Origin of the sequence: Lysinibacillus sp. NPDC059133 (assembly GCF_042755925.1) — a bacterium.
Classification (GTDB): Bacteria; Bacillota; Bacilli; order Bacillales_A; family Planococcaceae; genus Lysinibacillus.
Genome location: NZ_JBHZDH010000064.1, coordinates 1 through 26,158, shown reverse-complemented (window position 1 = coordinate 26,158; position 26,158 = coordinate 1). Strand labels below are relative to the sequence as shown.

The 26,158-nt window shown below is 36.9% G+C and carries 24 protein-coding genes and 1 pseudogene; 8 read left to right on the top strand and 17 right to left on the bottom strand.

All coding sequences use genetic code 11. From position 1 onward, the window contains the following. Window positions 1-497 precede the first annotated feature (497 nt). On the bottom strand, window positions 498-674 hold the full coding sequence (locus ACFXN8_RS23195) for a Spo0E family sporulation regulatory protein-aspartic acid phosphatase (protein ID WP_376078856.1): 177 nt from the start codon (window positions 672-674) through the stop codon (window positions 498-500). A 92-nt stretch (window positions 675-766) separates the two neighbouring features. After that, window positions 767-955 (bottom strand): hypothetical protein, encoded by a 189-nt coding sequence (locus tag ACFXN8_RS23190; RefSeq protein WP_376078858.1) that lies wholly within the window; start codon window positions 953-955, stop codon window positions 767-769. Between the two features lie 124 nt (window positions 956-1,079). Here ACFXN8_RS23190 and ACFXN8_RS23185 point away from each other — a divergent pair, with 124 nt between their 5' ends. The 3 genes from ACFXN8_RS23185 to ACFXN8_RS23175 all read left to right on the top strand — a co-directional run bounded on the left by ACFXN8_RS23185 (window position 1,080) and on the right by ACFXN8_RS23175 (window position 2,726). Further along, window positions 1,080-1,271: a YkvS family protein gene (locus ACFXN8_RS23185; RefSeq protein ID WP_053594765.1), complete on the top strand. Its 192-nt coding sequence runs from the start codon at window positions 1,080-1,082 to the stop codon at window positions 1,269-1,271. Window positions 1,272-1,349: 78 nt separating this feature from the next. Further along, window positions 1,350-1,964 (top strand): CPBP family intramembrane glutamic endopeptidase, encoded by a 615-nt coding sequence (locus ACFXN8_RS23180; protein ID WP_376078874.1) that lies wholly within the window; start codon window positions 1,350-1,352, stop codon window positions 1,962-1,964. A 63-nt stretch (window positions 1,965-2,027) separates the two neighbouring features. Next, window positions 2,028-2,726, top strand: a complete 699-nt coding sequence (locus ACFXN8_RS23175) for a hypothetical protein (protein ID WP_376078860.1) — start codon at window positions 2,028-2,030, stop codon at window positions 2,724-2,726. Window positions 2,727-3,051: 325 nt separating this feature from the next. Here the strand turns inward: ACFXN8_RS23175 and ACFXN8_RS23170 are convergent, their stop codons facing one another. Together ACFXN8_RS23170 and ACFXN8_RS23165 are read right to left on the bottom strand one after the other, a co-directional pair. Next, window positions 3,052-3,498 (bottom strand): MarR family winged helix-turn-helix transcriptional regulator, encoded by a 447-nt coding sequence (locus ACFXN8_RS23170; RefSeq protein WP_376078862.1) that lies wholly within the window; start codon window positions 3,496-3,498, stop codon window positions 3,052-3,054. Between the two features lie 120 nt (window positions 3,499-3,618). Next, window positions 3,619-5,094 (bottom strand): PAS domain-containing sensor histidine kinase, encoded by a 1,476-nt coding sequence (locus ACFXN8_RS23165; RefSeq protein WP_386847844.1) that lies wholly within the window; start codon window positions 5,092-5,094, stop codon window positions 3,619-3,621. Between the two features lie 200 nt (window positions 5,095-5,294). Here ACFXN8_RS23165 and ACFXN8_RS23160 point away from each other — a divergent pair, with 200 nt between their 5' ends. After that, window positions 5,295-7,034 (top strand): B12-binding domain-containing radical SAM protein, encoded by a 1,740-nt coding sequence (locus tag ACFXN8_RS23160; protein WP_386847842.1) that lies wholly within the window; start codon window positions 5,295-5,297, stop codon window positions 7,032-7,034. A 461-nt stretch (window positions 7,035-7,495) separates the two neighbouring features. Here the strand turns inward: ACFXN8_RS23160 and ACFXN8_RS23155 are convergent, their stop codons facing one another. From ACFXN8_RS23155 to ACFXN8_RS23125, 7 genes and pseudogenes are all read right to left on the bottom strand, one after another. Further along, a complete protein-coding gene (locus ACFXN8_RS23155; protein ID WP_386847840.1) occupies window positions 7,496-8,851 on the bottom strand; it encodes a TrkH family potassium uptake protein in 1,356 nt (451 codons plus the stop codon). A gap of 103 nt (window positions 8,852-8,954) precedes the next feature. Beyond that, entirely contained in the window at window positions 8,955-9,719 is a 765-nt protein-coding gene (locus ACFXN8_RS23150; RefSeq protein WP_370045326.1) for a TerC family protein, read from the bottom strand. Window positions 9,720-10,149: 430 nt separating this feature from the next. Then, window positions 10,150-11,235, bottom strand: coding sequence for an SDR family oxidoreductase (locus ACFXN8_RS23145; protein ID WP_376078870.1), 1,086 nt, complete (start codon window positions 11,233-11,235; stop codon window positions 10,150-10,152). Window positions 11,236-11,301: 66 nt separating this feature from the next. Beyond that, window positions 11,302-11,558: pseudogene (locus ACFXN8_RS23140) on the bottom strand (efflux RND transporter permease subunit); the annotation flags it as partial. Window positions 11,559-12,127: 569 nt separating this feature from the next. Beyond that, window positions 12,128-13,705, bottom strand: a complete 1,578-nt coding sequence (locus ACFXN8_RS23135; RefSeq protein WP_376071563.1) for a peptide chain release factor 3 — start codon at window positions 13,703-13,705, stop codon at window positions 12,128-12,130. Window positions 13,706-14,002: 297 nt separating this feature from the next. Next, window positions 14,003-15,469 (bottom strand): UDP-N-acetylmuramoyl-L-alanyl-D-glutamate--2,6-diaminopimelate ligase, encoded by a 1,467-nt coding sequence (locus ACFXN8_RS23130; protein WP_386847838.1) that lies wholly within the window; start codon window positions 15,467-15,469, stop codon window positions 14,003-14,005. 686 nt (window positions 15,470-16,155) lie between these two features. Beyond that, complete coding sequence (locus tag ACFXN8_RS23125; protein ID WP_386847836.1) at window positions 16,156-17,544, bottom strand: aldehyde dehydrogenase; 1,389 nt, start codon at window positions 17,542-17,544, stop codon at window positions 16,156-16,158. A gap of 209 nt (window positions 17,545-17,753) precedes the next feature. Between ACFXN8_RS23125 and ACFXN8_RS23120 the strand changes: the two genes are divergently transcribed. After that, window positions 17,754-17,909 carry a hypothetical protein gene (locus tag ACFXN8_RS23120; RefSeq protein ID WP_376071560.1) on the top strand — a complete coding sequence of 52 codons (156 nt, stop codon included), beginning with the start codon at window positions 17,754-17,756 and terminating at the stop codon, window positions 17,907-17,909. A gap of 104 nt (window positions 17,910-18,013) precedes the next feature. Here the strand turns inward: ACFXN8_RS23120 and ACFXN8_RS23115 are convergent, their stop codons facing one another. After that, window positions 18,014-18,490 (bottom strand): DUF2269 family protein, encoded by a 477-nt coding sequence (locus ACFXN8_RS23115; RefSeq protein ID WP_386847834.1) that lies wholly within the window; start codon window positions 18,488-18,490, stop codon window positions 18,014-18,016. Window positions 18,491-19,192: 702 nt separating this feature from the next. On the opposite strand from ACFXN8_RS23115, the gene ACFXN8_RS23110 reads away from it, so the two are divergent. Beyond that, window positions 19,193-19,879 carry a YjjG family noncanonical pyrimidine nucleotidase gene (locus tag ACFXN8_RS23110; RefSeq protein ID WP_376071552.1) on the top strand — a complete coding sequence of 229 codons (687 nt, stop codon included), beginning with the start codon at window positions 19,193-19,195 and terminating at the stop codon, window positions 19,877-19,879. A 448-nt stretch (window positions 19,880-20,327) separates the two neighbouring features. On the opposite strand, the gene ssuE is transcribed toward ACFXN8_RS23110, so the two are convergent. From ssuE to ACFXN8_RS23095, 3 genes are read right to left on the bottom strand one after another with little or no spacing between them, the layout of a single operon-like run. Further along, a complete protein-coding gene (gene ssuE / locus ACFXN8_RS23105; RefSeq protein WP_386847832.1) occupies window positions 20,328-20,861 on the bottom strand; it encodes an NADPH-dependent FMN reductase in 534 nt (177 codons plus the stop codon). A 45-nt stretch (window positions 20,862-20,906) separates the two neighbouring features. Next, complete coding sequence (locus tag ACFXN8_RS23100) at window positions 20,907-21,866, bottom strand: ATP-grasp domain-containing protein (RefSeq protein WP_376071544.1); 960 nt, start codon at window positions 21,864-21,866, stop codon at window positions 20,907-20,909. An 11-nt stretch (window positions 21,867-21,877) separates the two neighbouring features. Then, window positions 21,878-22,924 (bottom strand): LLM class flavin-dependent oxidoreductase, encoded by a 1,047-nt coding sequence (locus tag ACFXN8_RS23095; protein WP_386847831.1) that lies wholly within the window; start codon window positions 22,922-22,924, stop codon window positions 21,878-21,880. A gap of 375 nt (window positions 22,925-23,299) precedes the next feature. Here ACFXN8_RS23095 and ACFXN8_RS23090 point away from each other — a divergent pair, with 375 nt between their 5' ends. Further along, on the top strand, window positions 23,300-23,566 hold the full coding sequence (locus tag ACFXN8_RS23090; protein ID WP_386847830.1) for a hypothetical protein: 267 nt from the start codon (window positions 23,300-23,302) through the stop codon (window positions 23,564-23,566). 73 nt (window positions 23,567-23,639) lie between these two features. Here the strand turns inward: ACFXN8_RS23090 and lpdA are convergent, their stop codons facing one another. Continuing rightward, window positions 23,640-24,977: a dihydrolipoyl dehydrogenase gene (gene lpdA, locus ACFXN8_RS23085; protein ID WP_386847829.1), complete on the bottom strand. Its 1,338-nt coding sequence runs from the start codon at window positions 24,975-24,977 to the stop codon at window positions 23,640-23,642. 121 nt (window positions 24,978-25,098) lie between these two features. On the opposite strand from lpdA, the gene ACFXN8_RS23080 reads away from it, so the two are divergent. Then, window positions 25,099-25,647 carry a hypothetical protein gene (locus tag ACFXN8_RS23080; protein WP_386847827.1) on the top strand — a complete coding sequence of 183 codons (549 nt, stop codon included), beginning with the start codon at window positions 25,099-25,101 and terminating at the stop codon, window positions 25,645-25,647. Between the two features lie 23 nt (window positions 25,648-25,670). Here the strand turns inward: ACFXN8_RS23080 and ACFXN8_RS23075 are convergent. Further along, window positions 25,671-26,158: hypothetical protein (locus ACFXN8_RS23075; RefSeq protein WP_386847826.1), on the bottom strand; the 488-nt coding region annotated here is incomplete at its 5' end.

The window sequence follows — 26,158 nt, the reverse complement described above, 5'->3', positions numbered from 1 at the left end:
TAGGAGTTAAAAGCAATTAACGTGGAGTTCGCACCAATCGCTTGATACGAAGGGTATTCTGTTATAAATCTATGCTTCTATACAGGTTTGTATAGTTTGTCTAAATTTGTTGTAACAGCTTAGTTACCCATAACGCCAGTACCGATAAATGCAATACTCTCTTTTCCCATATGTACATACTCCTTTGTATCAAGGCTATCGATCAATTATTATTAACCAATAGCACCTATTTTCATCTTTCAGTGTAGTTCAATAAGTGTGATAATTCAAACTTCTCTTATTAACTTGTACTAAAAACTTTATGCGCTGCATATATACGAGTAAATCAATTTCACCTTGGTGTAATGAAGACAAAAAAAAGAGAGCAGTAGATGGGGTATCACTGCTCTAAAGGGGAAATGAGAATGTTGCTGTGTTCAAAATAAGTATTCCCCACCAAATTGCTTTTTAAACATATTATTTAAAAAGTTTTATACTCTGAATACTGGAACATTCTTTCAATCTTCTTGACCTTCTTCTTCTTCAAATGTTGTCTGTCTATAATAAGTATTCATTAACTGATCTAATCTGCGACTCAGTTGAATGGTTTTCGCATTTTGTAACCCGTTCTCTACACCTGAACGAATCATCATCTCACGAGTTTGTTCCATTTGTTTCAAGAGTAGATTGACCATTCATATAACCCTCCACACACAAATAATCATACCATTATTATACATTTATATTTCATTTCTTACAGCATTAACTTACGACAATGTTCGACAAATTAGCTTCTTGGAACTTCTTGATAAGTATAGATTACGCGTCCATTTTGTTTGGCCTCACCTCTAAAATGTTTAAATAAAGGATGTTTTACAAGTACTTCTCGAAACTCATAAAAGTGTTCCTTTTCTATCTCTATACTTTTTAATTCCCCGTTTTGTAATTGTTTAAGCATATTTTCGTATTTTTCCATTTTTCTATTCCTCTCTTTTTTAGCATTCTGTGTCTTTAATTATGAATTATTCAAAAAAGGCTTTACGTTTCCCATTTTTTCATGCAAACTGTATATTATTAGTCGATGAAGGAGCTGACTGTCTGTGAAAATAGCTGAAGTTGGAAATATTATCGAGTTTAAAGATGGCTTACAAGGTATAGTCGAAAAAGTAAATGAAAATTCGGTGATCGTTGATTTAACATACATGGAGAATTTCGATTCCCTTGAAATTGAAGAAAAGACGGTCGTCAACCATAAACGTTACAAAATTTTATATACAAATGAAGCTCAATAGTCTGAATAGTCCCTATTTGTCTTTATAGATGATATGGGACTTTTTTTTTGTTAAAATTAAAAGCATGGAGGTCGAATGATGCTTACAAATTCGAAACAAACAATAATATGGCTCCTTTCTTTATTATTCGTTTATGGCATGCTTGCTTTTACCTTTGCTAACCAAGCTGTATTTTGGTACCTATATGCATTTACTTTACTTGTATGTATTGCGATTGCAATTTTAGCTGGTAAAATTGAAGATCAGTTAACAACATGGAAATTTTTACTTTTCGGTATTGGATACGGTACAATAACATACGGTATTATACGCTTTGGCTATTGGCTTGCACCATATATTAATGCTTCATCGGTACAATCAGTACAAAAGTTTTTAGCAAATTATGGACCACAGAATATTTGGCACTATATTTTACTCGTATTCATTGTTGCTATTGGTGAAGAGCTCTTTTGGCGTGGCTATGTTCAACAACAGTTAAAACGCTTTATGCGACCTACTTTTGCCGTCATTGTAACAGCGATTTTATGTGCAATCTCTATTGCAATAAGCGGCTTTATACTTGGTATGATTGCTGCACTTGTAACCGGCCTTATTTGGGGCTTGTTATATGAATGGCGTAAGAGTATGCCACTTGTTATTGTATCCCATGTAGTGTTTGTACTACTCCTATTTTTAGTGTTACCTTTAACATAATAACATTAAAATTTGGAAACATTTTCTCTTTACCAACGTTTAATTAAAAAAGGAGGGCTTTTCATGGAAAAAAAATTATTTTCTCTACCCGCATTATTATTAACAGCTGTTTTAGTCGTAGGATGTAATACTTCTGACAAAACAGAGGATTCTGATGCTCAAAAAAATGAGCCATCAAATACTGAACAACAGCAACAACCATCATCTACGGATAAAGCGGTAGATGACTCACAAGAAACGCCTACAACCAATGAAACAAATAAAGACACTACAGACAATGAAGATAGTGCAACTAAAACAAAACAAGAAGTTAACTATGTACAAAAAGGCAAAGACAAAACTGAAACAGCAAGCGAATCAAAAAGCGCTGATCAAGGCTATAAAATGCAACAACTACCTGGATTTACACTTTCTCAAGAAGAACCAGGTAAAGACATGTTAGTTTCTAATGAAAACGCTGAAGTATTCATGCGTATCGAAGATGTGTCACAATCAAGCTATGATGAAGCAAAAACAACTATGCAAGATTATATGAATGCTGTTGGTGATACATCATCATTATCTTCTGAGGATCTAGCTGCATTTAAAGATGTTAAAAACATTGAAGGTTATGTTGTGAATTTTGCTGAAGAAAAAGAAAAAGTAATCGGCGTTGTTTTTGAAAAAGATGGTTTAATTATAAAATTAACAATTCACGATAATGAGGAACTAGATTTAACAGATGCTATGCTTAAAATGGCAGCAACTATTTCTAAAAAATAATGATTCAAAAAAGACTGTAGACAAACTTGTTTGCTCTACAGTCTTTTTATTATTTTAAATAGGGTTTATACCATTAACTGCGTTGATTTCCGTTCCAATTGGGTGATTGTCCAAAGAGTGGCTAAGAGCGGTCACGAGGGCGTTATTACAGGGTGGGATACATTTAGCCTTCGACGCCTCCCTTATCGATGACGCTAATCTCCAAGGGGGCGTTCTAGAATTTTTTTTGGCATACAGGTTTAAGCTTCACCTTGTCATTACCCTAACATTTTTAAAGCGACTACCTAAATAAAAAAGTTGCCTCAAATTCTTGAGACAACCCTTTTTAATAAGACAAATCTTTAATAGACAGTCCTAATTTTTTTAATAAAGTGATAGCTTGCTCTTTTTCTTCAATAGATAGCACACTCATCAATTCATGTAAATGCAGTTCGTGTTTTGGAAATAGTTCTCCCATAAATGCTTCACCTTTGTCCGTAATTTCTGCATAAGTAACACGACGATCTGACGGACAGGAAACACGTAATAAATATCCTCTTTTTTCAAGTTTGTCAATGACATACGTAATAGACCCACTAGCAAGCAAAATTTTATTGCCAATTTGCTGTAATGGCTGTCTTCCTTTATGATAAAGAAGCTCTAAGACAGCAAATTCAGTAGGGTTTAGTCCATTCTCTTGAAAAAATTGTTGGGTTGTCTCATTAATTGCTTTATGTGCACGTGATAATACGATATATAATTTTAAAGATTGCTTTATATCTTCTGACGTCATATCCTTTTCCTTTCAATTCGCTTTTATACATGCCATTATAGCGATATTAGAAAAGCATTGTCAAAAGCAATATTTGATTCTAAGCCTTGTATGATCGTTTACGGTACACATTGACTCTTTTTATGTTACTAAATAAGCAGAATCTTTCGCGGACACATCCATTGTATCCACCTGATTAAATGTGTAAATTGGGAATTGTAAGTGGAAGCATGTCCCCTTCTGTAATTCACTATTCACACCTATTACACCTTCATGCTCTTCAATCACCTTTTTCACGAAAGCAAGGCCTAGTCCTGTCCCTGCTGATTTCGTCGTGTAAAAAGGTTGGAATAAGTTTTGAAGGGTAGCACTGTCCATGCCGACACCTTCGTCTTTAATCAGTAATTCTACAATCGCACAGTCAGCATTCATTTCTACTGTGATCGTTCCACCATTATTCATGGATTCCATCGCATTTTTAATAAGATTCATGAACACTTGCTTTAAGCGATTCTCATTGCCACCAATGTATACTTGTGTAGAAGGAGAAATGTATTGAATCATAATATTTTTCATAAGCGCATCTGGAAGCATAAACTCAATCACTTGCTTTACAATGTTATCTAGCTCTAGTAATTCCACTTTCATACTTGTTGGCTTGGACAATACTAAAAGCTCGGATAAAATTTGTTCCATCCGTTGGAGTTCACTATCGATGACAGATAAGTACATACGGGACTCTTCATCAGCATTTAGCTTTAATAATTCGGTAAAGCCCTTTAAAGAAGTTAATGGATTACGAATTTCATGGGCGATACTTGCGGCCATTTGACCGACAACATTTAAAGCTTGCTGATGTTCAACTTTATGTTGAAGTTGTTTCTTTTCTGTTTCATCATTAATGACTGTGACAATAATATTGTTATATTCATCATAGATACTTGAAATTTCATAATAGCAAGGGCTAATAACTGGCGTTTCATCGACTACATGAATATTTGCATGCTTTTCACCCATCAGTTTAGAAAGGTATGATGTAATTTGGCCTTTCTTCAACGTAAATGTATCAAAGATGTGCTGGTGTGCCTTATGCAGAAGCTGCGATTTTTCTATTTTTAAATACATCTCAGCATATTTATTTAGCCCAAGAATAATCCCGCTAGCGTCACTTACAATAATAGCGTACGGTAAGTGATCATAAGCATGGAAAGATTGTGATCTCTCCTGCTCTTGACTAACATATAGTTCATGAGCTACATCATTATTTAACGTTGAAATTTGCGCAACAATTTCTTCTGTGTTCGGATCATAAAAACATTTGAAGGACATCATTTCAAATTCATTACCAGTTGTTCGAATATTGAAGATTTCTTCTGATCTCAAATCACTTTGTAATTGTTTAACGAACTTTGCCCAATTTAAATTAGATGGCTCGTCCATTGTTAAATAGTCAATATACGATGAATTGAGGTTAAAAAGTTTACTAGCAGCCTCATTCACGTTCAAAATTTTACCTACTTTATTAAGAATAAGTGTTGGTGACGAAGTACTTGTCATAAGATTTCCAAAACATTGATTAATATCATTTTGCTTCAACTTTCTCACCGAACCTTTCAATAGAGTAAAAAACCCCTTAATCGAATTTTGAGCCTTTACTATACTTTATGACTGCACGATTCTATTATTACAAAATTTAGTAAATTTAAGTATTTAAAATATATTTCACGAACTGTTCACAAAATAAATAGGCAAAAAGGATTATATTGTACGACAGCTACTTGACTGTTACAATTAGAAATTGAAAGGAAGATTATTGCATGAATACTATTTTAACTACATTAAACGCAAAGTATATTCACACAAATTTAGCATTGCGTTATTTAAAAGGTGCTGCTTTACCAGAATTTAATCCAATCATTGCAGAATATACAATTAAAGATCCTGCTTTTAATATTGTATCAGATTTGTTTCAAAAAAAACCTGATATTGTAGGATTTAGTTGCTATATTTGGAATATTGAAGAAACTATTCACGTCATCAAGATGTTAAAAACTGTCTGTCCAAATGTTAAAATTTTGCTCGGAGGTCCTGAAGTTTCTTACGATTCTCACCATTGGTTACGTAGAATTGAAGAGGTTGATTTTATTGTTATGGGTGAAGGAGAAACTTCCTTTAAACAGTTACTACGCCATTTGCATGGAGAAATTGCATTGGAGGATGTTCCAGGGATTTGTTACTTAGAGGATGGTAAAGTACGGATTCACGCACAAGCACCAAAAATAGATTTACGTGAATTGCCAAGTCCATTTCGTTTTGAGGAGGACCGCTCTCATCTAAGCAAACGAATTCAATATATTGAAACAAGTCGAGGCTGTCCATTTAGCTGTCAATTTTGTTTATCTTCTATTGAAGTAGGGGTTCGTTATTTTAACCGAGAAAAAATAAAAGAAGATATTCGATTCTTGATGGACAATGGTGCACGTACTATCAAATTTGTTGACCGTACATTTAATATAAGCCGCAGCTATGCAATGGAAATGTTCCAGTTTTTAATCGATGAACATAAGCCAGGGGTTGTATTCCAATTTGAAATTACCGCAGATATTATGCGTCCTGAGGTTATCCAGTTTTTAAATGATAACGCACCAAAAGGTCTTTTCCGTTTTGAAATTGGTGTTCAATCAACGAATGATTTAACAAATACTCTTGTGAAGCGCCGTCAAAACTTTGAAAAACTAACGCGTACAGTGACGATGGTCAAAGAAGGTGGAAAGATTGATCAGCATTTAGATTTAATCGCTGGTTTACCAGAGGAGGATTATGCAAGCTTCCGTCAAACCTTTAATGATGTTTTCGCAATGCGACCAGAAGAATTACAGCTTGGATTCCTTAAGCTTCTGCGTGGTACAGGCCTGCGTCTAGAAGCGGAAAAATTCGGCTATACGTATGTGGACCAATCTCCTTACGAGATCTTCTCAAACAATGTCTTAACATTTGATGATATTGTACGCATTAAACATGCTGAGGATGTACTTGAGAAATACTGGAACGATCACCGTATGGATCATACGATTGAATATTTAGTAACGGAAGTCTTTGAAACACCATTTGATTTCTTCCAAAACTTCGGTACTTATTGGGAAACAAAAGGCTGGTCGCGTATTGGTCATCAGCTCGAGGATTTATTCCTTCGTTTATTAATGTTTTTAGAAACTGTAGAGGGTGCTGATTTAACTATCATTCAAAGCCTAATGCAACTAGATTATTTAATGATTCAACAGTTCCAGCCACGTAAATTATGGTGGAAGGAGCGCCCTACAGAGGAACAACAAAAAGCACTTTATAATGCTTTACGTGAAAACCCTGCAATTGCAGGTGAGGCATTCGCCAACTTCAATCTATCTGAAAAAGAGTTGTTTAAACATACGCTCATTATTCCACACCACATAGATTTCCAGAATTTCTCAAAAGGCAAAATTGTACAAAAAAACGGCTATCTATTAACTTACTTCCGTCACGGTCAAGCACCATATTTTGCAACAATCAACTCTATCTAATAAGAAACGCTAGTCCTTTAATAAAATTAGGACTAGCGTTTTTTCATTCATAAAAAATTCTTAAATTTATCAGTTACCTAAAAGTGAAACCAAACAATTACTTTTTTAATCGACCATATTGTCAGAAAAAACCATAATTTTATTACGCTTAACAGAAGCTCTTAGAGGCATTACCCTAAAAAAGTTTAGTACGAAATCCTCAACCCACTAACACCCTACTCTTGTAAATATTACCTATTAATAAACCATAATAATCAGGAAAAACAATTTAAAATTTTTTGACAACTTTGTGGCACCAGCAGTTTTTTTGTCAATTAAACAATCTAAGACTCTTTTATGAATAGATTTTCTACTAAGGTAATCTAAATGAAGTTCCTTAAAATCCTTGTTTTTAGGTACCATATAAATATTAAGGAAATTAAAAAAGAGCTAAATTAGCTCTTTCTTAATTTTTTAGTACTTTACCCAATAATTACACGTTCCTTAGGATAGTGATAACTTGATTTTTTGCCTCTACCACCACCACCAAGAGTGTAAAGGAAGGAGATTAAACCGACACGACCAACAAACATTAAAATCATAATGATAATTTTACCAATTACAGATAAATCAGAGGTGATCCCTAAAGACATCCCACACGTTCCGAACGCTGATGTAATTTCAAAAATAATTTGAATCAGTGATGCGTGTGGCTCAGTAATGAGTAAAATAATTGTCGCAACTAATACCATAAAGAATGCCAATAAAATAACAACAAACGAGCGGAATACATCGATTAAATGTATTTCACGTCCGAATACTTGAATATCTTCCCTTCCTCGTGAAAAGGTAATTAGGAATAGAATAGCCATAGCGAACGTTGTTGTACGTATCCCACCACCAACAGAACTTGGTGAAGCACCAATAAACATTAAAAAACTCATAAAAATATCTGTCGCTTCACTAAAAGTTGTGACATCGTATGTCGTAAGTCCAGCTGATCGTGTTGAAACAGAATGGAACATTGCAGAAAAAAGAGCCTCATGCCAAGACATTCCCTTAAAGGAATGGAATGATTCAAGCAATAAAATAACGAGAGCCCCTACCGCAAATAAAATTGCATATGTGGAGGTTGTTATCTTTGTAAATAAACTAAAGCGGAAATTTGCATGGCGATTAAGTAAATACGATTTCACTTCAATTAATACTGGGAAGCCTATCGCACCAAGTACGATTAATACCATCGTTATTACTTGAACAAAGTAATCGTTATGAAATGGAAGTAAACTCATACCTGTAATATCAAAGCCACCATTTGTAGTAGCAGAAATGGAGGCAAAGACACCATGCAGCATGGCCTCCTCAAAAGTATCGAAATATTTTGTAAAGTGTAAAGTTAAAATAAGCGCACCCATCGCTTCAATACCGATTAAGATTTTCAATATTTCCCGAATTAATTGAACAACCCCTGACAAATTGTATTGATTATGGTCGATCATAATCAACTGACGCTCACGCATTCCTATTTTTTTCCCAACAAGTAACCAGACAAAGGTACCAAGTGACATAATGCCAATTGCCCCAAGCTGTAAAATGACAAGTACCATCACGAGTCCAAATGTTGTATAGCTTTCAGATATATTAAATGTTGTTAAACCTGTTACACTAACTGCGCTTACTGCCGTAAACAAGCTATCTAATAACGAAACATTAACACCTTCTTGATGAACGCCTGGTAGCCGTAGTAACAGGAAGGAAATCGCTATAGCTATAAAATAATAAGAGACAAGCACCTGAAAAGGTGTAACAAGTCTATTTTTTGATCTTTTCCAGGGCACTTTGACAACCCCTTCCTTATATGATGCCAAACTCGATAGATATTAGTATAGGAAAAATACTTAAAAAAAGAAAGAGGAATAGTACGACTATTCCTCTTAATGATTATTGAGCTTTATTTTTATAACGAACTCCCACTAAATAACCTACTAATGCGATGGCCACTAGTACAATCCAGAAAGTTAACTCCCACACAGTTGAATGTGGAAACTCTGCAGGTAAAACACCCACCTTCTCATGTGCCAAAGTTAATACAACAAGCTTCACGCCTACCCAGCCTACAATTAAAAACGCAGCAGTTTCAAGTGAAGGATAGTCATTTAATATTTTTACAAACCATTGTGCCGCAAATCGCATCATGATAACCCCGATAAACCCTCCAAGTAACATGACGATAAATTGTCCACCATTAATGCCACCAATATCAAAGTTTCCTAACTCTGGTAAAGTTACAGCAATGGCAACTGCCGCAAGCATAGAATCAATAGCAAATGCAATATCCGCGGCCTCTACCTTAAGCACTGTCATCCAAAAACCGGAGCCCTTTTTCCCCACTTCTTCGTTAGCTTCTTCTTCTGAATCCTTTTTATAACGCAAGTCATATATATTTTTGGCGGACATGAATAATAAATAAGCTGCTCCCAACGCTTGAATTTGCCAATAATTCACTAATACTGTAATGACAAAGAGTGCTGAGAATCGGAAAATTAATGCGCCGAATAAACCATAAAACAGTGCTTTTTTTTGTTGTTCTTGTGGTAAATGCCTCACCATCACAGCCATTACAACTGCATTATCTGCAGCTAATAACCCTTCTAATACTACAAGTACAATAAGTACCCAACCGTATTGTAATACAATTGATTCCATTCATGTGCCTCCTCTAAAGCTCTGTATACCCAAAACAGTCATTACTATACGAGTTCAAAAGAAAAAGACCTCTGCCTCTATAAAAAGGCAAAGGTCTCGCTTAGCAAATACATAACTGACACTTCATCAGCACCTCTCTATTACTAGTAGTACTAGTATAGAGTTATTCGCTTATCACACCCGATGGTAAAAACCATGTAATGACGAATGTAATCCAGATACATCGCTCGTATCTGTTAGCTACTCCCCTTTGACAAAACGTCGAAGGTATTTCTTCTGTAAACTTATTATAGCACTATCAAATATGGGTAGCAAAATTTCCTACCTCTACTATATAAGAGAAGGCTCTGATTTCAACTGCGGGCTACTCGTTTTCCTGCGGGCGAGCATTGAGCCGCTTGCTTCAACTCTCGTGAATTACTACTTGAAGTCACCTTATTTGAATTTGATAACTTTTATCTTCTTTATGCGCTAAATAAAAATCAATCATTCTAGGCATAGTCTGTATAAAGTCGGGGCATGTAATACCACCTTTTTTCAAAATAGTAACTGCTTCCGATGTATCGAATTTAGCATCCCAAGTTAAATAATCTAAAGTTTCTTGCTCAACCCTTAGATTTTGTCGAATAAGTGGCACTTGCAAAGATAGTCTTGCTAGTGTTACCGGTAATCGTCCCTTAGGATAATGGTTCGTTAATAACTTTACCATCGTCCGATACACTTCCTGCACAGGATGCGGATTTGGGTCCGTTAGATGCAAAGTTTTCCCTTCAGCACATTTTTCATCAACTAAATAAGTCGAAGCGTTTATAATGTAATCCACTGGCACCACATTTATTGTAGATTTCGATTGACCAATATACGGGATAAAAGGTAGACATTTTAATTTATCCACCATATTTAAAAAGAAATAAGGCCCATCGAATTTAATCGTCTCTCCTGTTTCGGAATGTCCACGCACGATACCAGGTCGAATAATTGTCAGTGGTATTTCTGATTTCAAATCCTCCACTCGATGCTCAGCTTCATATTTTGTTTCCTCATAATAGTTTTTAAATGCATGCGGGCGAATTAATTCATTTTCACGCAAAATACCTTCACGTATTCCTGCCACATACGCTGTACTAAAATACATATAGCGTCTTAAGTTCGGAAGTGTCCGAACAAAATCATTGACCATAGTTGTACCATGCACATTTACTTTCCATGCGATATCGCGTGGTACGGCTAAATCATATATTGCAGCTAGATGCCAGAGCACCTCTATTTGAGGTACAATTTCCTGTACAGCTTGGTTTTCTAGACCGAGACTTGGTAATGTAATATCTCCCTCTACAATATGAATAGAACAGGTAGGAAACTCTGCCAGTATATTTGCTCTTGCTAAATTTGCTTTTACTAATTCGCCAGCTAAAACAATAGTGATTACTTCCTGTGATTGATTTTTTCGAAATAACTCTCGTATTAATTGACTTGAAATAAAACCCGGAAAACCTGTAAAAAAATGAACCCCCATCTTTCATCCCCCCTAAACTTACCGCTTTTTCCTTGTTGTTTTATCCAATCAATTATGCCTCGGCAATTCTTGAGAGGTAAACTGTAGTTTTTTTATCCCAGGAAAGGTGGCAAGTGTTGTTTCTAAAGGCTTCGTTATTTTCTCATTAACCTATGTTGGACTTGCACCAGGATAATTGGTAACAACGATGCCTATTGATGAACGTAATTCAGGAATAAGCGAATCGGTATTTTTAATAATGAAACGCCACCTCATATAATGACTAATAGCATCGTAACTATTGTAAAAACAGGCCTTTTAATAGAAAAATTACTAATGTTCATTATTACAAGCTCCTTTTAATCTCTTCCTTTCTATAATACCCAAAAAGCAGAATATTTTATGAATTTAGAAACTTCTCCATTTTTTATAGGTTTAAAATATAACTCACCGCCAAAATTAGGAGATGCAATTTGTTAAAGCATATGCCATATGTAAGTTGATTGGAGTGGAGACTGGGCGACTCCTTGGGGATTAGCGTCACAGATGAGACCCTGAAGCGAGCAAGTAGGGGAACGAAGGCTAAGAGCATCACATCCTGTGATAACGCCTTCGTGACCAACATCGGTGCTGCTGCCGCTTCGCTTTCGCGCAAAAAACATCTGTTGGCCCAAGCGGCTCATCGGACGCCCCCAGGAAGCTCTGCTCTGTGTGAAAGCGTAGCGACAGCAACAATTGTTTTATCTGTGCGAAAGCGTAGCGACAGCAACAACAAAGCGCCCAGTCGGAACGGAAATCAACCCACGTTATGCTGATGAGGCTTATATTCCCCAATACTGTATATATTCTACATATAGTTCCAATTTTCCTTGTAAAAAAACACGAATCGCAACATGTCGATTCGTGTTTTTTATTATAAAAGGCTATACAGTTTAATGTTTTCGTTTTTATCAGCAAACCAACGCATAGCAAATTCATTTTCAAATAAGAAAACAAAATTATCAAAACGGTCTTTTACAAGCATTGAACGACCTGAAGACATTGATTCTTTAACATCCTCTTCGTTTTCAATCCATCTTGCAATTTTCGAACCAATTGGCTCCATTCTCACTTCAACATTATATTCATTTTTCATACGATGCTCAAAAACTTCAAATTGCAATTGACCAACTGCTCCAAGAATAACTTCTTCTGTATGCAATGTTTTATAATATTGAATGGCGCCTTCTTGCACTAATTGTAAAATCCCTTTATGGAATTGCTTAGATTTCATAACATTTTTCGCAGTAACACGAACAAATAACTCCGGAGTGAACTGTGGCAGTTTTTCAAATTGGAATGTCTTTTTGCCACCTACGACTGTGTCGCCAATCTGATAAGTACCTGTGTCATATAAACCGATAATATCACCAGCTACTGCTTCATCTACTGTTTCCCGGTCATCCGCAAGGAATTGTGTAGATTGTGTCACTTTGAATGATTTACCTGTACGAGATAAAGTCATGTTCATGCCACGTTCAAATTTACCTGATACGATACGCACAAAGGCAATACGATCTCGGTGTGCAGGGTTCATATTCGCTTGAATTTTGAAAATGAAGCCTGAAAACTCCTCATGCTCAACTGGATCAATAAATAGTTCATTCTCAGTAATGCGAGGCTGTGGTGTCGGTGCAAATTGTAAATATGTTTCAAGGAATGTTTGTACACCGAAATTTGTTAAAGCAGAACCAAAGAAAACAGGTGTTAATTCACCACGACGAATTTTTTCTTCCGAGTACTCATTACCCGCTTCGTTAAGCAACATAACATCGTCCATTGCTTGTGAATAATAAGAAGTCACCTTCATCGGATGCTCGACTGCAAGTTCCCCATTTTCATCAATTGGCAAGAAACGTTCCGCTTCATCAGAACGGAATTGCTCGATACGTTTATTATAACGATCATAAATACCTAGAAACTCTTTACCCATACCAATTGGCCAGTTCATTGGGTAAGCGTTAATGCCTAGTACCTCCTCAAGCTCTTCAATCAGCTCAAGTGGCTCCTTCCCTTGACGGTCAAGTTTATTGATAAACGTAAAAATCGGAATACCACGCATTTTACAAACTTTGAACAGCTTTAAAGTTTGTGCTTCAATACCTTTGGCAGCATCCACGACCATGACAGCACTATCCACCGCCATTAATGTACGATACGTATCCTCCGAGAAATCTTGGTGTCCTGGTGTATCCAAAATATTGACACGTGATCCATTATAATCGAATTGCATAACTGAAGAAGTTACAGAAATCCCACGTTGCTTTTCAATCTCCATCCAGTCAGATGTTGCAAACTTACCTGTTTTCTTCCCTTTTACCGTACCGGCATCACGAATCGCACCACCAAATAGTAAAAGCTTTTCTGTAATCGTCGTTTTCCCAGCATCAGGGTGACTGATAATGGCAAAAGTTCGACGTGATAATATATCTTTTTCTAAATTTGAATTCATCTCGTCATTCTCCTTTTTTCATACTTACTAATAATAAAAGAAGACTTGCCTTTCTTACAACCTTTTTACATGAATTCCCCAAAAAAGAGGTTTCGATTGAATACTTGGCGAGGCCCAATGCAGATAGCTCCCTCAAACATTCCGATGATAATCATTAGACTTTCACCTTCATGTTAACCCAAAAAGAAAACCCCTTATTACTAAAAGGGGTTTCTAAGTATGGTGAACTTATCGCATGATTGCATGCATTACGTTCACACTATCGTACGCTCTAACATCCTTATTGGAGATCATCTATTATACAAATTTTAAATGGCCAGCTTCTATTGCAATATCCGCATCACTATGTGGATATTTAGTATTCTCAATAATTTGATAATCTTCATGGCCTTTACCAGCAAAAATAATTATATCTCCTGGTTCAGCAATCTCAATCGCATGGCGCACAGCCTCAGCACGGTCTCCTATACATGCATAATTTTCGTGTAACATCCCTTTGGCAAGATCACCAGTAATACTATCGTATTCTTCATAGCGCGGGTCATCTGTCGTTAATATAACGTAATCAGCGGCTGATGCCTTTTCTGCCATTGTTGGACGTTTCGATTTATCACGATTGCCGCCTGTGCCAACTAAGAAAATAAGCTTGCCTTTTTTATATGGTTGAGCTGAAGAAATCGCCTTTTCAATTGCATCAGGTGTATGTGCATAATCAATAAACATCTGCACTGGTAAATCTGAGCAAACTTTCTCCATGCGTCCCTTTACTGGTGGTAATTGCTCAATTTGCTCAATAATTGATTCTATTGAATAACCACGACCATAAAAAGCAACCATAGCAGCAAGCACATTGTATATATTAAATTCCCCAAGTAAATGCATTTTCACATGGTATATTCCCTCTGGCATTTCAACGTCAAAAGAAGTCATGAAATCATGATACTCACAGTTAATAGCTCGGAAATCAGCTATTTCATTTTCCAAACCATATGTCCATACTGGAAATGGTGTCATCGCTGCATAGCGCTCTGACCAAGCATCATCGGCATTTAACACGACAAATTTATTCTTTTCTAAGTCTTGTCCAAGTTGAGAGAATAATAAGCCCTTCGCATGGCCATATTCCTCCATCGTTCCATGGAAATCAAGATGATCATGTGTAAGATTTGTAAAAATAGCTACATCATAATCTACGCCAGCTAGACGTCCAAGTGCTAAACCGTGTGAAGACACCTCCATAGTCATTAATCGGCAGCCTTCCATTTTTGCACGGAAAATCATTTGTTGAGTCGATAATGCATCGCTTGTAGTATTGGCTGATTCATATAAAATACCATTTAAATTAAAGCCAATTGTCCCTGATAGTGCAGATTTCTCGCCCATACCATGCATGATGTTTTGAATAATACCTGTTACCGATGTTTTCCCATTTGTTCCCGTTACGCCAATCATTGTCATATCTTTTGATGGATAGTCAAAAAACTTTGCAGCTAACAAGCCGACTGCTCGATCCGTATCTTTTACAATGACCTGCGCAATCGTTTCTCCTAATGGTAACTGTCGTTCTGTCACAACAATTGTTGCGCCACCTTCAACAGCTTTCTGTGCATAATTATGACCATCTACCGTATAACCTTTTATACAAACAAACATACTATTTGGTTGCACACTTCGTGAATCAATTACTATATCACTCACTTGGTCAGGTAACACTCCAATTATTTTTTTCAAAGGTAATGCATTCAACAATTCCTCTGCATACATTTCATAGTCCTCCAATCAATCTCTACATTCATTTCATCATTTGCTGTTTATTCGACAAGAAATGACAAGATGAATACCCCCACATTCTATTGAATTCATTTTACTACTTATTCGCCCATAAAGAAAATGCTTGTTAAGACGTTTTTTCGATGAAAACGCTATCATTTTAATATATCTTTAATATTTCATCGAAATTTGCCTCCTCACCATAACGTGGAGTTGATTTCCGTATCACAGGATGTGATGGTTTTTGCCTTCGTTCCTCTATTGCTGATCCCCAAGGAGTCACCTAGCCGGAACGAAGATCAACTTATATAAATGGCATCTCCAATATTTAATCTGAGCGCTCAAAATAACTTGGCTTATTAAAAATCAACATTTATCGACAATCGGAATTGATTCATGTATGTTGGCAGATATATTTCGGAGAGCTTGTATCAATTATGCCTCTGCATAATTGCGTTCAGAGGTTTTAGGCCAACAAATATTTTCTGTGCAAAAGCGAAGCGTCAGCAACAAATGTTTTCTGTGCGAAAGCGTAGTGCAACGTAGCGTCAGCAACAACAACACGATGTTGGTCAGGTGTTTTCATAGGATGTGAAGGTCTTAGCCTAATTTCCTCTGTTTCAGCGATACCTCAAAAAGGGAGGTGTCAAGAATCTTTAGGGATTCGACACCTCCTTTTACTATTTCATTATAGTTCGCACAAGCTTAACCTTTTGTTTATAAGGGGGAAAGAGAACATTCGTCTCTAACTTAGAAGATTTTTTTAATATTGATTTGGGATGTGTAAAGTTTTCAAAACTGGCCTTCCCGTGATATGCTTTTACCCCTGATGACCCGACACCGCCAAATGGCAAATGTAAATTTCCCACATGTGTAATCGTATCATTAATACATCCGCCACCAAATGGTAATTCCTCTAAAAAGTACTGGATCGCTTTCTCATGCTCGGAGAAAAAATACGCCGCTAAAGGCTTTGGTAACTGACGAATTTGGTGAATGGCAAGCGGTAAATCATCATACATCATCACAGGTAAAATCGGACCAAATAGTTCATCCTGCATCGAAGGACTTGACCATTTCACATATTCAATAATGGTAGGCTCCATATACAAATCATCACGATCTGTTCTACCACCAAATGTAATGGCATCACGTTCTTCTACAATAATTTGTTGTAAACGATCAAATTGTCTTAGACTGACAATACGGCCGTAGTCAGGGCTTTTTATTGCATTTTTACCATAGAAGGAACGAATTGTTTCCTTCAATATTTTCATAAATCGGTCATAGACATCTTTATGGACAAAGACATAATCTGGTGCCACACAAGTTTGTCCAGTATTTGTAAATTTACCCCATGCAATTCTTTTCGCCGCTACTTCTAAATTGGCTGTTTGATCGACAATTGCGGGACTTTTCCCGCCAAGTTCGAGGGCAATTGGTGTTAATCGTTCCGCTGCTGCTTTTGCAACAACTTTTCCGACTGCCACACTCCCTGTAAAAAATATATAGTCAAAGGACGCATGAATAAGTGCCGTCACTTCTTCTTTCTCGCCTTCCACAACACGCACGTATGAAGGATTAAATGTTTCTTCAATTATTTTTTTAACGATTGCTGCTGTATGCACAGATGTTTCTGATGGTTTTACAATAGCCGTATTACCACCCACAATTGCACCGATTAATGGCTCCATAACAAGTTGGAATGGATAATTGAATGGACCAATGATTAATGTTACGCCATATGGCTCTCTGACAATAAAGCTTTTTCCCATCTGGTATTGAATCGGTGTTTTTACCGCTTCAGGTTTCATCCATTCTTCAATATGCTTTACCATATAAGAAATACTATCTAAAACAATGCCAATTTCTGTTGCATATGCCTCAAACTCACTCTTTCGTAAATCTAAATACAGAGCATTCAAAATTTCTTTTTCATATTTTAAAATCGTTTTCTTCAGTTTTAGTAATTGCTCTTTTCGAAATTTTGTACTCTTCGTCGCTCGAGAAAAATAAAATTGACGTTGCTCTGTAATCATATTTTCTACATCTTGCGTCGTAAAATTCATCCTAAAAGCACCCCTTTTTTTAAAATGGCATACATAGTTTTTTCATTTCGAAACAAACTATCTTTGTCTATACGATACAACATTGACAACCAAAATTCCTCTTTCTTAAATGGGGGATATGTAAAGAATAAATTAGAACTGTAGACGGTTTTGTGATTTCGGGAAATTTACAACTACATATTGAAAAATTGAAATGGGGGCGTAGATGAATGACAACAACAACAGGAACTTGGTGGGAGTCTATTTTTTCTGGACCATTAGCGCACGGTGTTTGTGAAGAAAAATTATTGCTATTGCAAGATGAGGCTTTCTTATATCTCTCTTCAACACCGATTGAGAAAAAAGAAGAACCTGAAGTTAATTAAAAATAGCGCGTTATAGGAGGTTATATCCTATAATGCGCTATTTTGTACTTCGCCAAATAGGTATAAATTAGAAAAACACGATGGAAACCTCCCCTACAAAAAAATTAAAAAAGGCTTCTCTGCCCGACCATCAAGTATAACGCAAGCAAAATGACCGTCATGGCCAAAAAGCCGATCGGGATCGATATTTTGCTCCATTTCCAATAATCGTCTGGCATCTCGCGCCACTTGTTTTCTTCCGAATGCAAGGCGATGCGGTGCAACCGGCGCTCGTACCGCAAACCAATCCCAAATAGTGCGAACAAAGCCATAAGCATGATCACGGATTGGAAAATCCACCCTTCTAACAAAGAACGATGAAGGATGGCGGTTAACCCGATGCCGCTGATCGCTAAAACAACTAAAGATGGAAACATGAGAATTTTATTAAAATACATGGTGAACGTCATGGCTGAAGCGATTCGATGTACATTTCCGGTGCGATCCGATAACATTTTGGCAAGACCATTGGTTATCGTCGTACCAACCATGATGATTGCAGCCATGATATGGATATATTTAAACCAAACATATATGCTCATTTTTCTTCACTCCTTACCGGCTCTTGCCCCCGCCATTTATGCTCAAGAAGTCGAGCTGCTTATGCGTGCTGCGAGAAACTTCATCGACCTTAACGTAGTCGTTAAAAAAAATTGAATAAATTCAAACATTAATAATCCGTACAAACTTCGCGCTAAGTTAAGCGTGTAATCAAAATGCTGTTTCCAATAAATATTATAGTAACGATTCCGCTTGGAGAGTCTGTGCAAACAGGCTTTAGAAGACCAATTTCATCATAGTGGTGAAGCGTTTTCAGAGAGATATGATATTTTAGAGAACTCACCAATTGAAAGCATAACAATCGCCTCCTGTTGTGTAATACTTTAAATATAAAGGTTCCTGTGAGGGTAAGGTCAATCAATACAGATAAATTTTCTTTAATTATTTAAATTTACGTCATACATACTATATTGAATCTGTCTTCCAAACTTCCCAAGGTTTTTAAGGAAGTTTTTCCATTTGGATATTTTTGCGAGGTAATAAAGATATGGTAATTCTTTTCCTTCGTTTAAAGAATGAACTTCTGTATATGAAAAAAAGCATCTCGTTTTTTTCGATTTTCATTTTTTTACCTCTCATTTAGTATGAGATATCTCCTATTCTTTGTACAAGAAGAAGTGATACGATTTATTTGAGAACAAAAGAAAAAGCATATTTTTATAGAGGAAAGGGAGAGAAGCAACATGAAGAAATATCAAACATTACTATTTGATGTAGACGATACATTATTAGATTTTAAAGCAGCTGAGAGAACGGCGTTACATTTACTCTTTGAGGAACAAAAAATCCCTTTAACTAATGAAATTACAGCACATTATAAAACAATAAATCAAGGCCTGTGGAAATCCTTTGAAGAAGGAAAAATAGACCGAGATGAGGTAGTGAATACTCGATTTTCAATTTTATTTGAGAAGTACGGCCAAGAAGTTGATGGGTCTTTGTTTGAACAGAATTATCGTAGTTATTTAGAAGAAGGAGATCAGCTTATTCATGGAGCCTTTGAACTAATACAAGATCTCCAAAGCGAATATGATTTATATATTGTCACAAACGGTGTTTCCAAAACGCAAGATAAACGCCTGCGTAATTCGGGATTACATTCATTCTTTAAGGATATTTTTGTTTCTGAAGACACGGGTTATCAAAAGCCAATGAAGGAATACTTCGATTATGTTTTTGCACGAATTTCTAATTTTTCTGTGGAGAAAGGATTAATTATCGGTGATTCCTTAAGTGCGGATATTAAAGGAGGACAGTTAGCAGGATTAGATACATGTTGGCTTAATTCTGCAAAGAAACCGAATCATACTGGAATTGTCCCGACTTATGAAATACAAAGTCTTAATGAGCTGTACCAAATTTTACGATAATTACTATCTTATTAGATTAAAACATGGCACTAGAAGATGGAAGAGTGTCTTATGCAATAAGCCAAAGAAATAGGGGGAAATGTATTGGTTAAGGTACAGCTGTTAAAAAAAGTTATACATCTATCGTTCGTATCTAAGATAACCGATTATTTAATAAGTAATTTAGTATATCCTTGCCTAAAATAAAATTAAGTATATCCCTGCCAATACGGCAAAGATATACTTAAAATCACAAAAACATTTGTTGCTGTCGCTTCGCTTTCGCACAGAAAACATTTGTTGCTGTCGCTCCGCTTTCGCACAGAAAACATTTGTTGCTGTCGCTCCGCTTTCGCACAGAAAACATTTGTTGCTGTCGCTCCGCTTTCGCACGTTTGGCCCTAGGAAAGCGCCTAGTAGGAACAGAAAATGTTATGGTGATGGGCTAACTTCATACTAAATGGATCTTTCAGTTTACTAATACATTTTGCTGTAATTGTTTCAATTCTACATCAAGTCGGTTAATAGCTTCTTCCTCGATGGCAAAGCTTCCATCTTCAAGTCGAATAATTTGTTTATCAACAATATATACAGATTGTGCAATAATTGTAGCCCCTAAAACAGCTAATATTGGTTTTAATGCATACTCTAATGCGAGTAAATGTCCAATAGAGCCACCTACAGCAATTGGTAAGATGATCTTTCCATGCAATGCTTTTTGCGGCAGCAAATCCAAATAAGTTTTTAGTATTCCTGAATACGAAGCTTTATAAATAGGCGTCAAAAGTACAATAATATCTGCTTCTTCAACTTGTTTATTTTCTGAAATAATAGCCTCACTTGCAAAATTAGCCGTAATTAAGTCCTCGGCTGGCAGTTCATGTACATAATTTGTGTGTACCGCTATTCCTTGTGCTTTTAAGTGGTTTTCCACCTTATCATGAATAGCCGTCACGCGTGAATTTCTCGAATTACTGCCATTAATAATAACTGCTTTTATCAAATTTACCACGCCCCTTTACATAGTTACTACACTACAATCCATACCCTACGCAAAATTCAATGTCTTTTCATATTGACGTAATGTAGCACCTAAATAATTCGCCACAGCTAACATGCCGTATTTCCCTACTGCTTTTTCAGCTTCTGCATTATAGTTTGTGTTGGTATTCACGTCATATGTAAAAATATTACCTTCTTTATCGATAATCGACTCAATCCCTGCGACACTTACCTTATTTTGCTCTAAAAATTCTTCATAACGCTTTATAAGCTCCTCTGAAAAAACGTCTATAATTTGAAATTTTGATTTCTTAGTTGCTGTTTCACCTACTGGGCAAAATTGGTCCACTATTTGACAGCTATCAGCAGGACAGAGTTCAAAGCCTTCAGATGTATCAACACGAACCGCATATAAAAATTTACCACCTACAAATTCACATCGCGTTATAAAAGAATCAGGTGATTTTATATATTGCTGAATAAGCGTAATACCATCTATAGGTGACTCAAAAGTATCACTATTTACATATGCTTCTAACGCTTCAACTGAATGAAATAGTTGTACCCCAAGTCCTTTTCCTGCTCGATTATGCTTCGTAATAAACGGTGTTGTACCAATTGTTCTTGCCGCTTCTACTAGCTGTGATTTACCAACTGTCGCTATCGTTTTAGGTGTTTGAATACCAACAGCTTCAAGTGCAAAATATTGATTGACCTTACTTACTTCTAATCTTAGGGCACGGCTTCCATTAATAACAGGACGGCCATGATACTCTAGCCAGGCGAGCACTGCCTCCGTTAGTTCAGGTGCAAATGTATGCCCCCTCGTATGTGATGAAGCACTCATACGACTATAAAAAATTCCATGTGGTGGCTCTTTTGATAGGTCAATCAATCCCTCTGCCAAATGCCAAACCTCATAGGGTAGGTTTAGTTCCTCTAAACGATTTGTTAAATGAATTGTCCATTCATCATTTTCATGAATAATATATATTTTTGCAGTCATGGTATCGCTCCTTACTGTATGATGGCTGATTTTATTTTCACTAAAGGCATAACATCTCTTGCAAAACGTTCCATTTCCTCTAGGTGTGGGGAGAATTGGAGAAGCAGTAGATTTACACCCACTTCCTCATAGGCTAAAATGCGCTCTGCCACTTGTTGAGGTGTACCTACTAAATTCGGTCTTAGCCCTCTGTTTGAAACTGAATAATCCTGTAATGTAATTTGTTGCTCTAACTTCGATTTACTAGTGAAATCATTAAAACCTGCATACCCTGCTGTATCCTCTACATTGGTAATTCGGGCTAGTTCAGCAAGTGCTTCTTCTTCTGAATCACGCACAATGACATATGCAGCCATCCCGAAAGTTTCGAACGATCCTTTTCCAATTGCTTTTCGACGGGCAAGCATTTCCTGAATTTTAGCCCCGACTTCCTCTACTGTTCCACCATGCATCACATAGGCGTCACATGACTTTGTAATTGCCTCTTTACCGCGCTCACTTTCCCCACCTGCGTATAGTCTTGGATATGGTTTTCGGACTGGCTTAGGAGATAAATATGCATTTTCTATTTTGTAATATTTACCATCATAACTGAACGTTTCTTCTGTCCATAAACCTTTTAAAACATCAATGAATTCCTCTGTGCGGTCATAACGTTCTCCATGCTCTGTAAAATAACCACCATATTGCTTTGCTTCTTCTTCCCACCAAGCTGAAACTACATTTAAAGTAAAACGACCATTAGCGATTTGATCAATATTTGCGGCTACTTTTGCCATCACCGCTGGATTATGATAGCCAGTCCGAACTGCAGCTAATATTTCAATCTTTTCAGTAACTGCTGCTAAAGCTGCTGCGGTTGACCACGCCTCAAGTGCATCAGCATTCATGCCCTTAATATCATTTAAATATAGCTCGGCAATAAGCGTCGCATCAAAACCAAGTTTTTCTCCTGTTTGAATCACCTGTTTTGCATAATCAAACGTCGCAGGCATATTCTCATTTTCTACATTACGTAACCATCCTCCGAAAATCGGTAACCAAAATCCTAATCTCATCTTCCATCCTCCTCAAGTCCTTATGAAACTTCACAGCATAAAGGCTCCTATGTTTTAGGTCGTAGAATATCCGTTACGTAAAAGAAGCCTTCTAGCCAACTCGAATTTAAAACCAAGTATTCTTATAGAATTAACATAACATAATAAAACACAAAGTCAACAGAATTTTTTAATTGTTCTGTTAAAGGTAGATTTTGTTATTTGGAGCCTGTGCGAATACTTATTATAATGAGTACAAACGAGCGTTCAGGCTAGCGATGTCGAACATTCATCCTCTGTTGGAGAGGCGTTTAATCAATGACATGAGACAAGAAAGCTTTGCGTGTTCACATTGCGCAGCTGAACACGATATTTCATTAGGAGAGATGTAATTGTATGAGTCAATTAATGCTAATTGTAAGCTCATTATTTTTATTATTTATTGCTGGGAACGCATTTTATGTTGCTTTTAAAAAATACGAAGAAGATGACGATTTTTCGGATGGAGTCACTTTCATTGATTTAGTATTTGGTGTTATATTATTAATTTCAGAAAAATTCGCTCCCAAAAAGTATATTGTGATTTTTAAAACGCTCTCCTTTTTATTTGGACTAATTATATTTGGCTTAACAGTATTGTTCTGGTTACTTTTCACTTCATAAAATTAAAAGAAAAAACTACATTCCCCCAACGAGAAGGATAGCCTTCCGCTGAAGAATGTAGTTTTTGAGACCTTTATTGGTGAATGGCTTTATCAAAAATAGCTTTGGCACCATCCCCAATATGCTCTGATACTGTAGGATGTGGGAAAATCATATTTGCGAGAGTTTGAGCAGTGCCACCAGCATTTTTTGTAGCTAAAATAGCATTTAACATTTCTGTTGCCCCATCAGCAACAACACAAGCTCCTAAAATACGGCCCTCCTCTTTCGTCGCAATAAGCTTTATAAAGCCCACTGTATTTCCTTCCATTAATGCCTTAGGATTTGTATGTAAAGGCATTTGAGTAACCGTATAAGGTTCTTTCACCTGCTCTTCCAATAAACCAAATGTCGCAATTTCAGGATGTGTATAAACACAGCGAGGTATCAAAGTTTGATCAATTAGTTCCGGCTTATTTCCTAAAATATGGTCCACAGCATGAATTCCTTCTGCACTCGCTGAATGAGCTAGCTGGTAACCACCAACTAAGTCACCTATCGCATAAATATGTGGCTGGCTCGTTTCAAGGTGCTCATTGACAGCAATCAATCGACCATCGAATGCAAGGCCAAGTTGCTGAGCTATTTCAGTATTTGGGCGTCGACCTGTTGCAAACAAAAGATTTTCATATGTATAAATTCCTTTTGAGGTATGAATCTCATTGCCATTAAAATGGTCAAATTGGAAATCCGTCACAAGCTCAATACCAAGCTTTTTCATCTTTTCACCAATAAGTGGTCGCGCATCTGGCTCTTCCGTCTGTAAAATATCTTCACTATGATTTAACATCGTCACCTTTGTTCCAAGTGGCGCTAAGCTAAATGCCATCTCGACTGCAATAACACCACCACCGATAATTGTTAATTGCTTTGGCAGTTCTTCAAGATCAAAAAATGTATCCGTTGTATAATAGGAAGACGTTTCTAAACCTTCAAATGGTGGTACAAATGGTTTACTTCCGGTTGCTAAAATAACATCCGTTGCTGTAAAGTTCTCATTATCAACTGTTACAGTCAAGTCATTAGATACTGCCGCTTCTCCTCGATAAAAGGTAATTTGATTGCTCAAAATATAGCCCTCAATATTTGTTAAAAGCTCGTCAATAATAGCATCCTTACGTTTCATCAATCGTGGAAAATTCACATTGACTGTAGAAGTTTCAATGCCCCAGTCATTACCACGGTTTATTTCTTGAATAAGCTTACTATGCTCCAACAATATTTTCGAAGGAATACAGCCGACATTATAGCAGGCTCCTCCTACTTTATCGCGCTCTACTAAAGCGACCTTCTTGCCACTTTTTGCTGCATGAATAGCTGCCACATAGCCCCCAGGACCTGCGCCTATAATTGCAATATCAAATTTTTCCACAAAAAATCACCTCATTTACCACCATAGCATTTACAAAATTTGAATGCAATGTCATAAATGTTACAGGAAATTTAGTAACATTTTGTCTACCCCAACGTCCACTACCCTAAAGGAGGATTGTATGCCAAAAAAATTTTTACTGTTAATCTCTATGCTACTCCTAGTTGCCGCCTGTCAGGAAAAAGAAGCATTAAAGCCCCCGCCAAGTAAGAACTATTCACAAACGGCTACTTCACAACAGGAAGACTTTCTTTATGAACTATCTATTTCCAAACCCACCTTCACTGAGGGGGAATCCATAAAAATAACGGCTAAGCTCACATATGTAGGGCAGGCTCAAAACGTAACTATTTACCATGGAGGCTCCCCATTTTTATTTAATTTGCAGGAGACGACACGGAATTTTGAAATACCTAGTGTAATGGATACTCCACTAATTACACGTATTCTTGAAAGAAATGTGCCCTACGAAGAGGTCTACACGAGCGGAGGCGTGTACGACGAATTTTCAGAACCTAAACTCGTTGAATTTATGAAACAAACAATGAAAGGTCATTTTCCAAAAGGACATTATATCGTAAAAGGGAGCACTGGCTTTTACACAGAAGACCCGAATGAACAAAAAACGGAGTACAAACCATCAGCAACAATTGAATTTAATGTACAATAGGCAAAAAAATACTCTCATTATTCTTAATAGAACAATGAGAGATTTTTAATTGTAAGTATTCTCATCACGGTATTCCATGTGCTTTCTTGGGTATTCGATCTGCTTTCGCGGGTATTCACTCTGCTTCCGCGGGTATTCTCTCTGCTTCCGCGGGTATTTCCTCTGCTTCCGCGGGTATTTCCTCTGCTTCCGCGGGTATTCTCTCTGCCCGCGGGTATTCTCCCTGCTTCCGCGAGTATTCTCTCTGCCCGCGGGTATTCCCTCTGCTCCCGCGGATATTCCCTCTGCTCCCGCGGATATTCCCTCCGCTTCTTCCGCGGGTATTCACTCTGCTTCCGCGGGTATTCGCTCTGCTTCCGCGGGTATTCTCTCTGCCCGCGGGTATTCTCCCTGCTTCCGCGGGTATTCTCTCTGCTTCCGCGGGTATTTCCTCTGCTTCCGCGGGTATTCTCTCTGCTTCCGCGGGTATTCTCTCTGCTTCCGCGGGTATTCTCTCTCATCGCGCGACTAT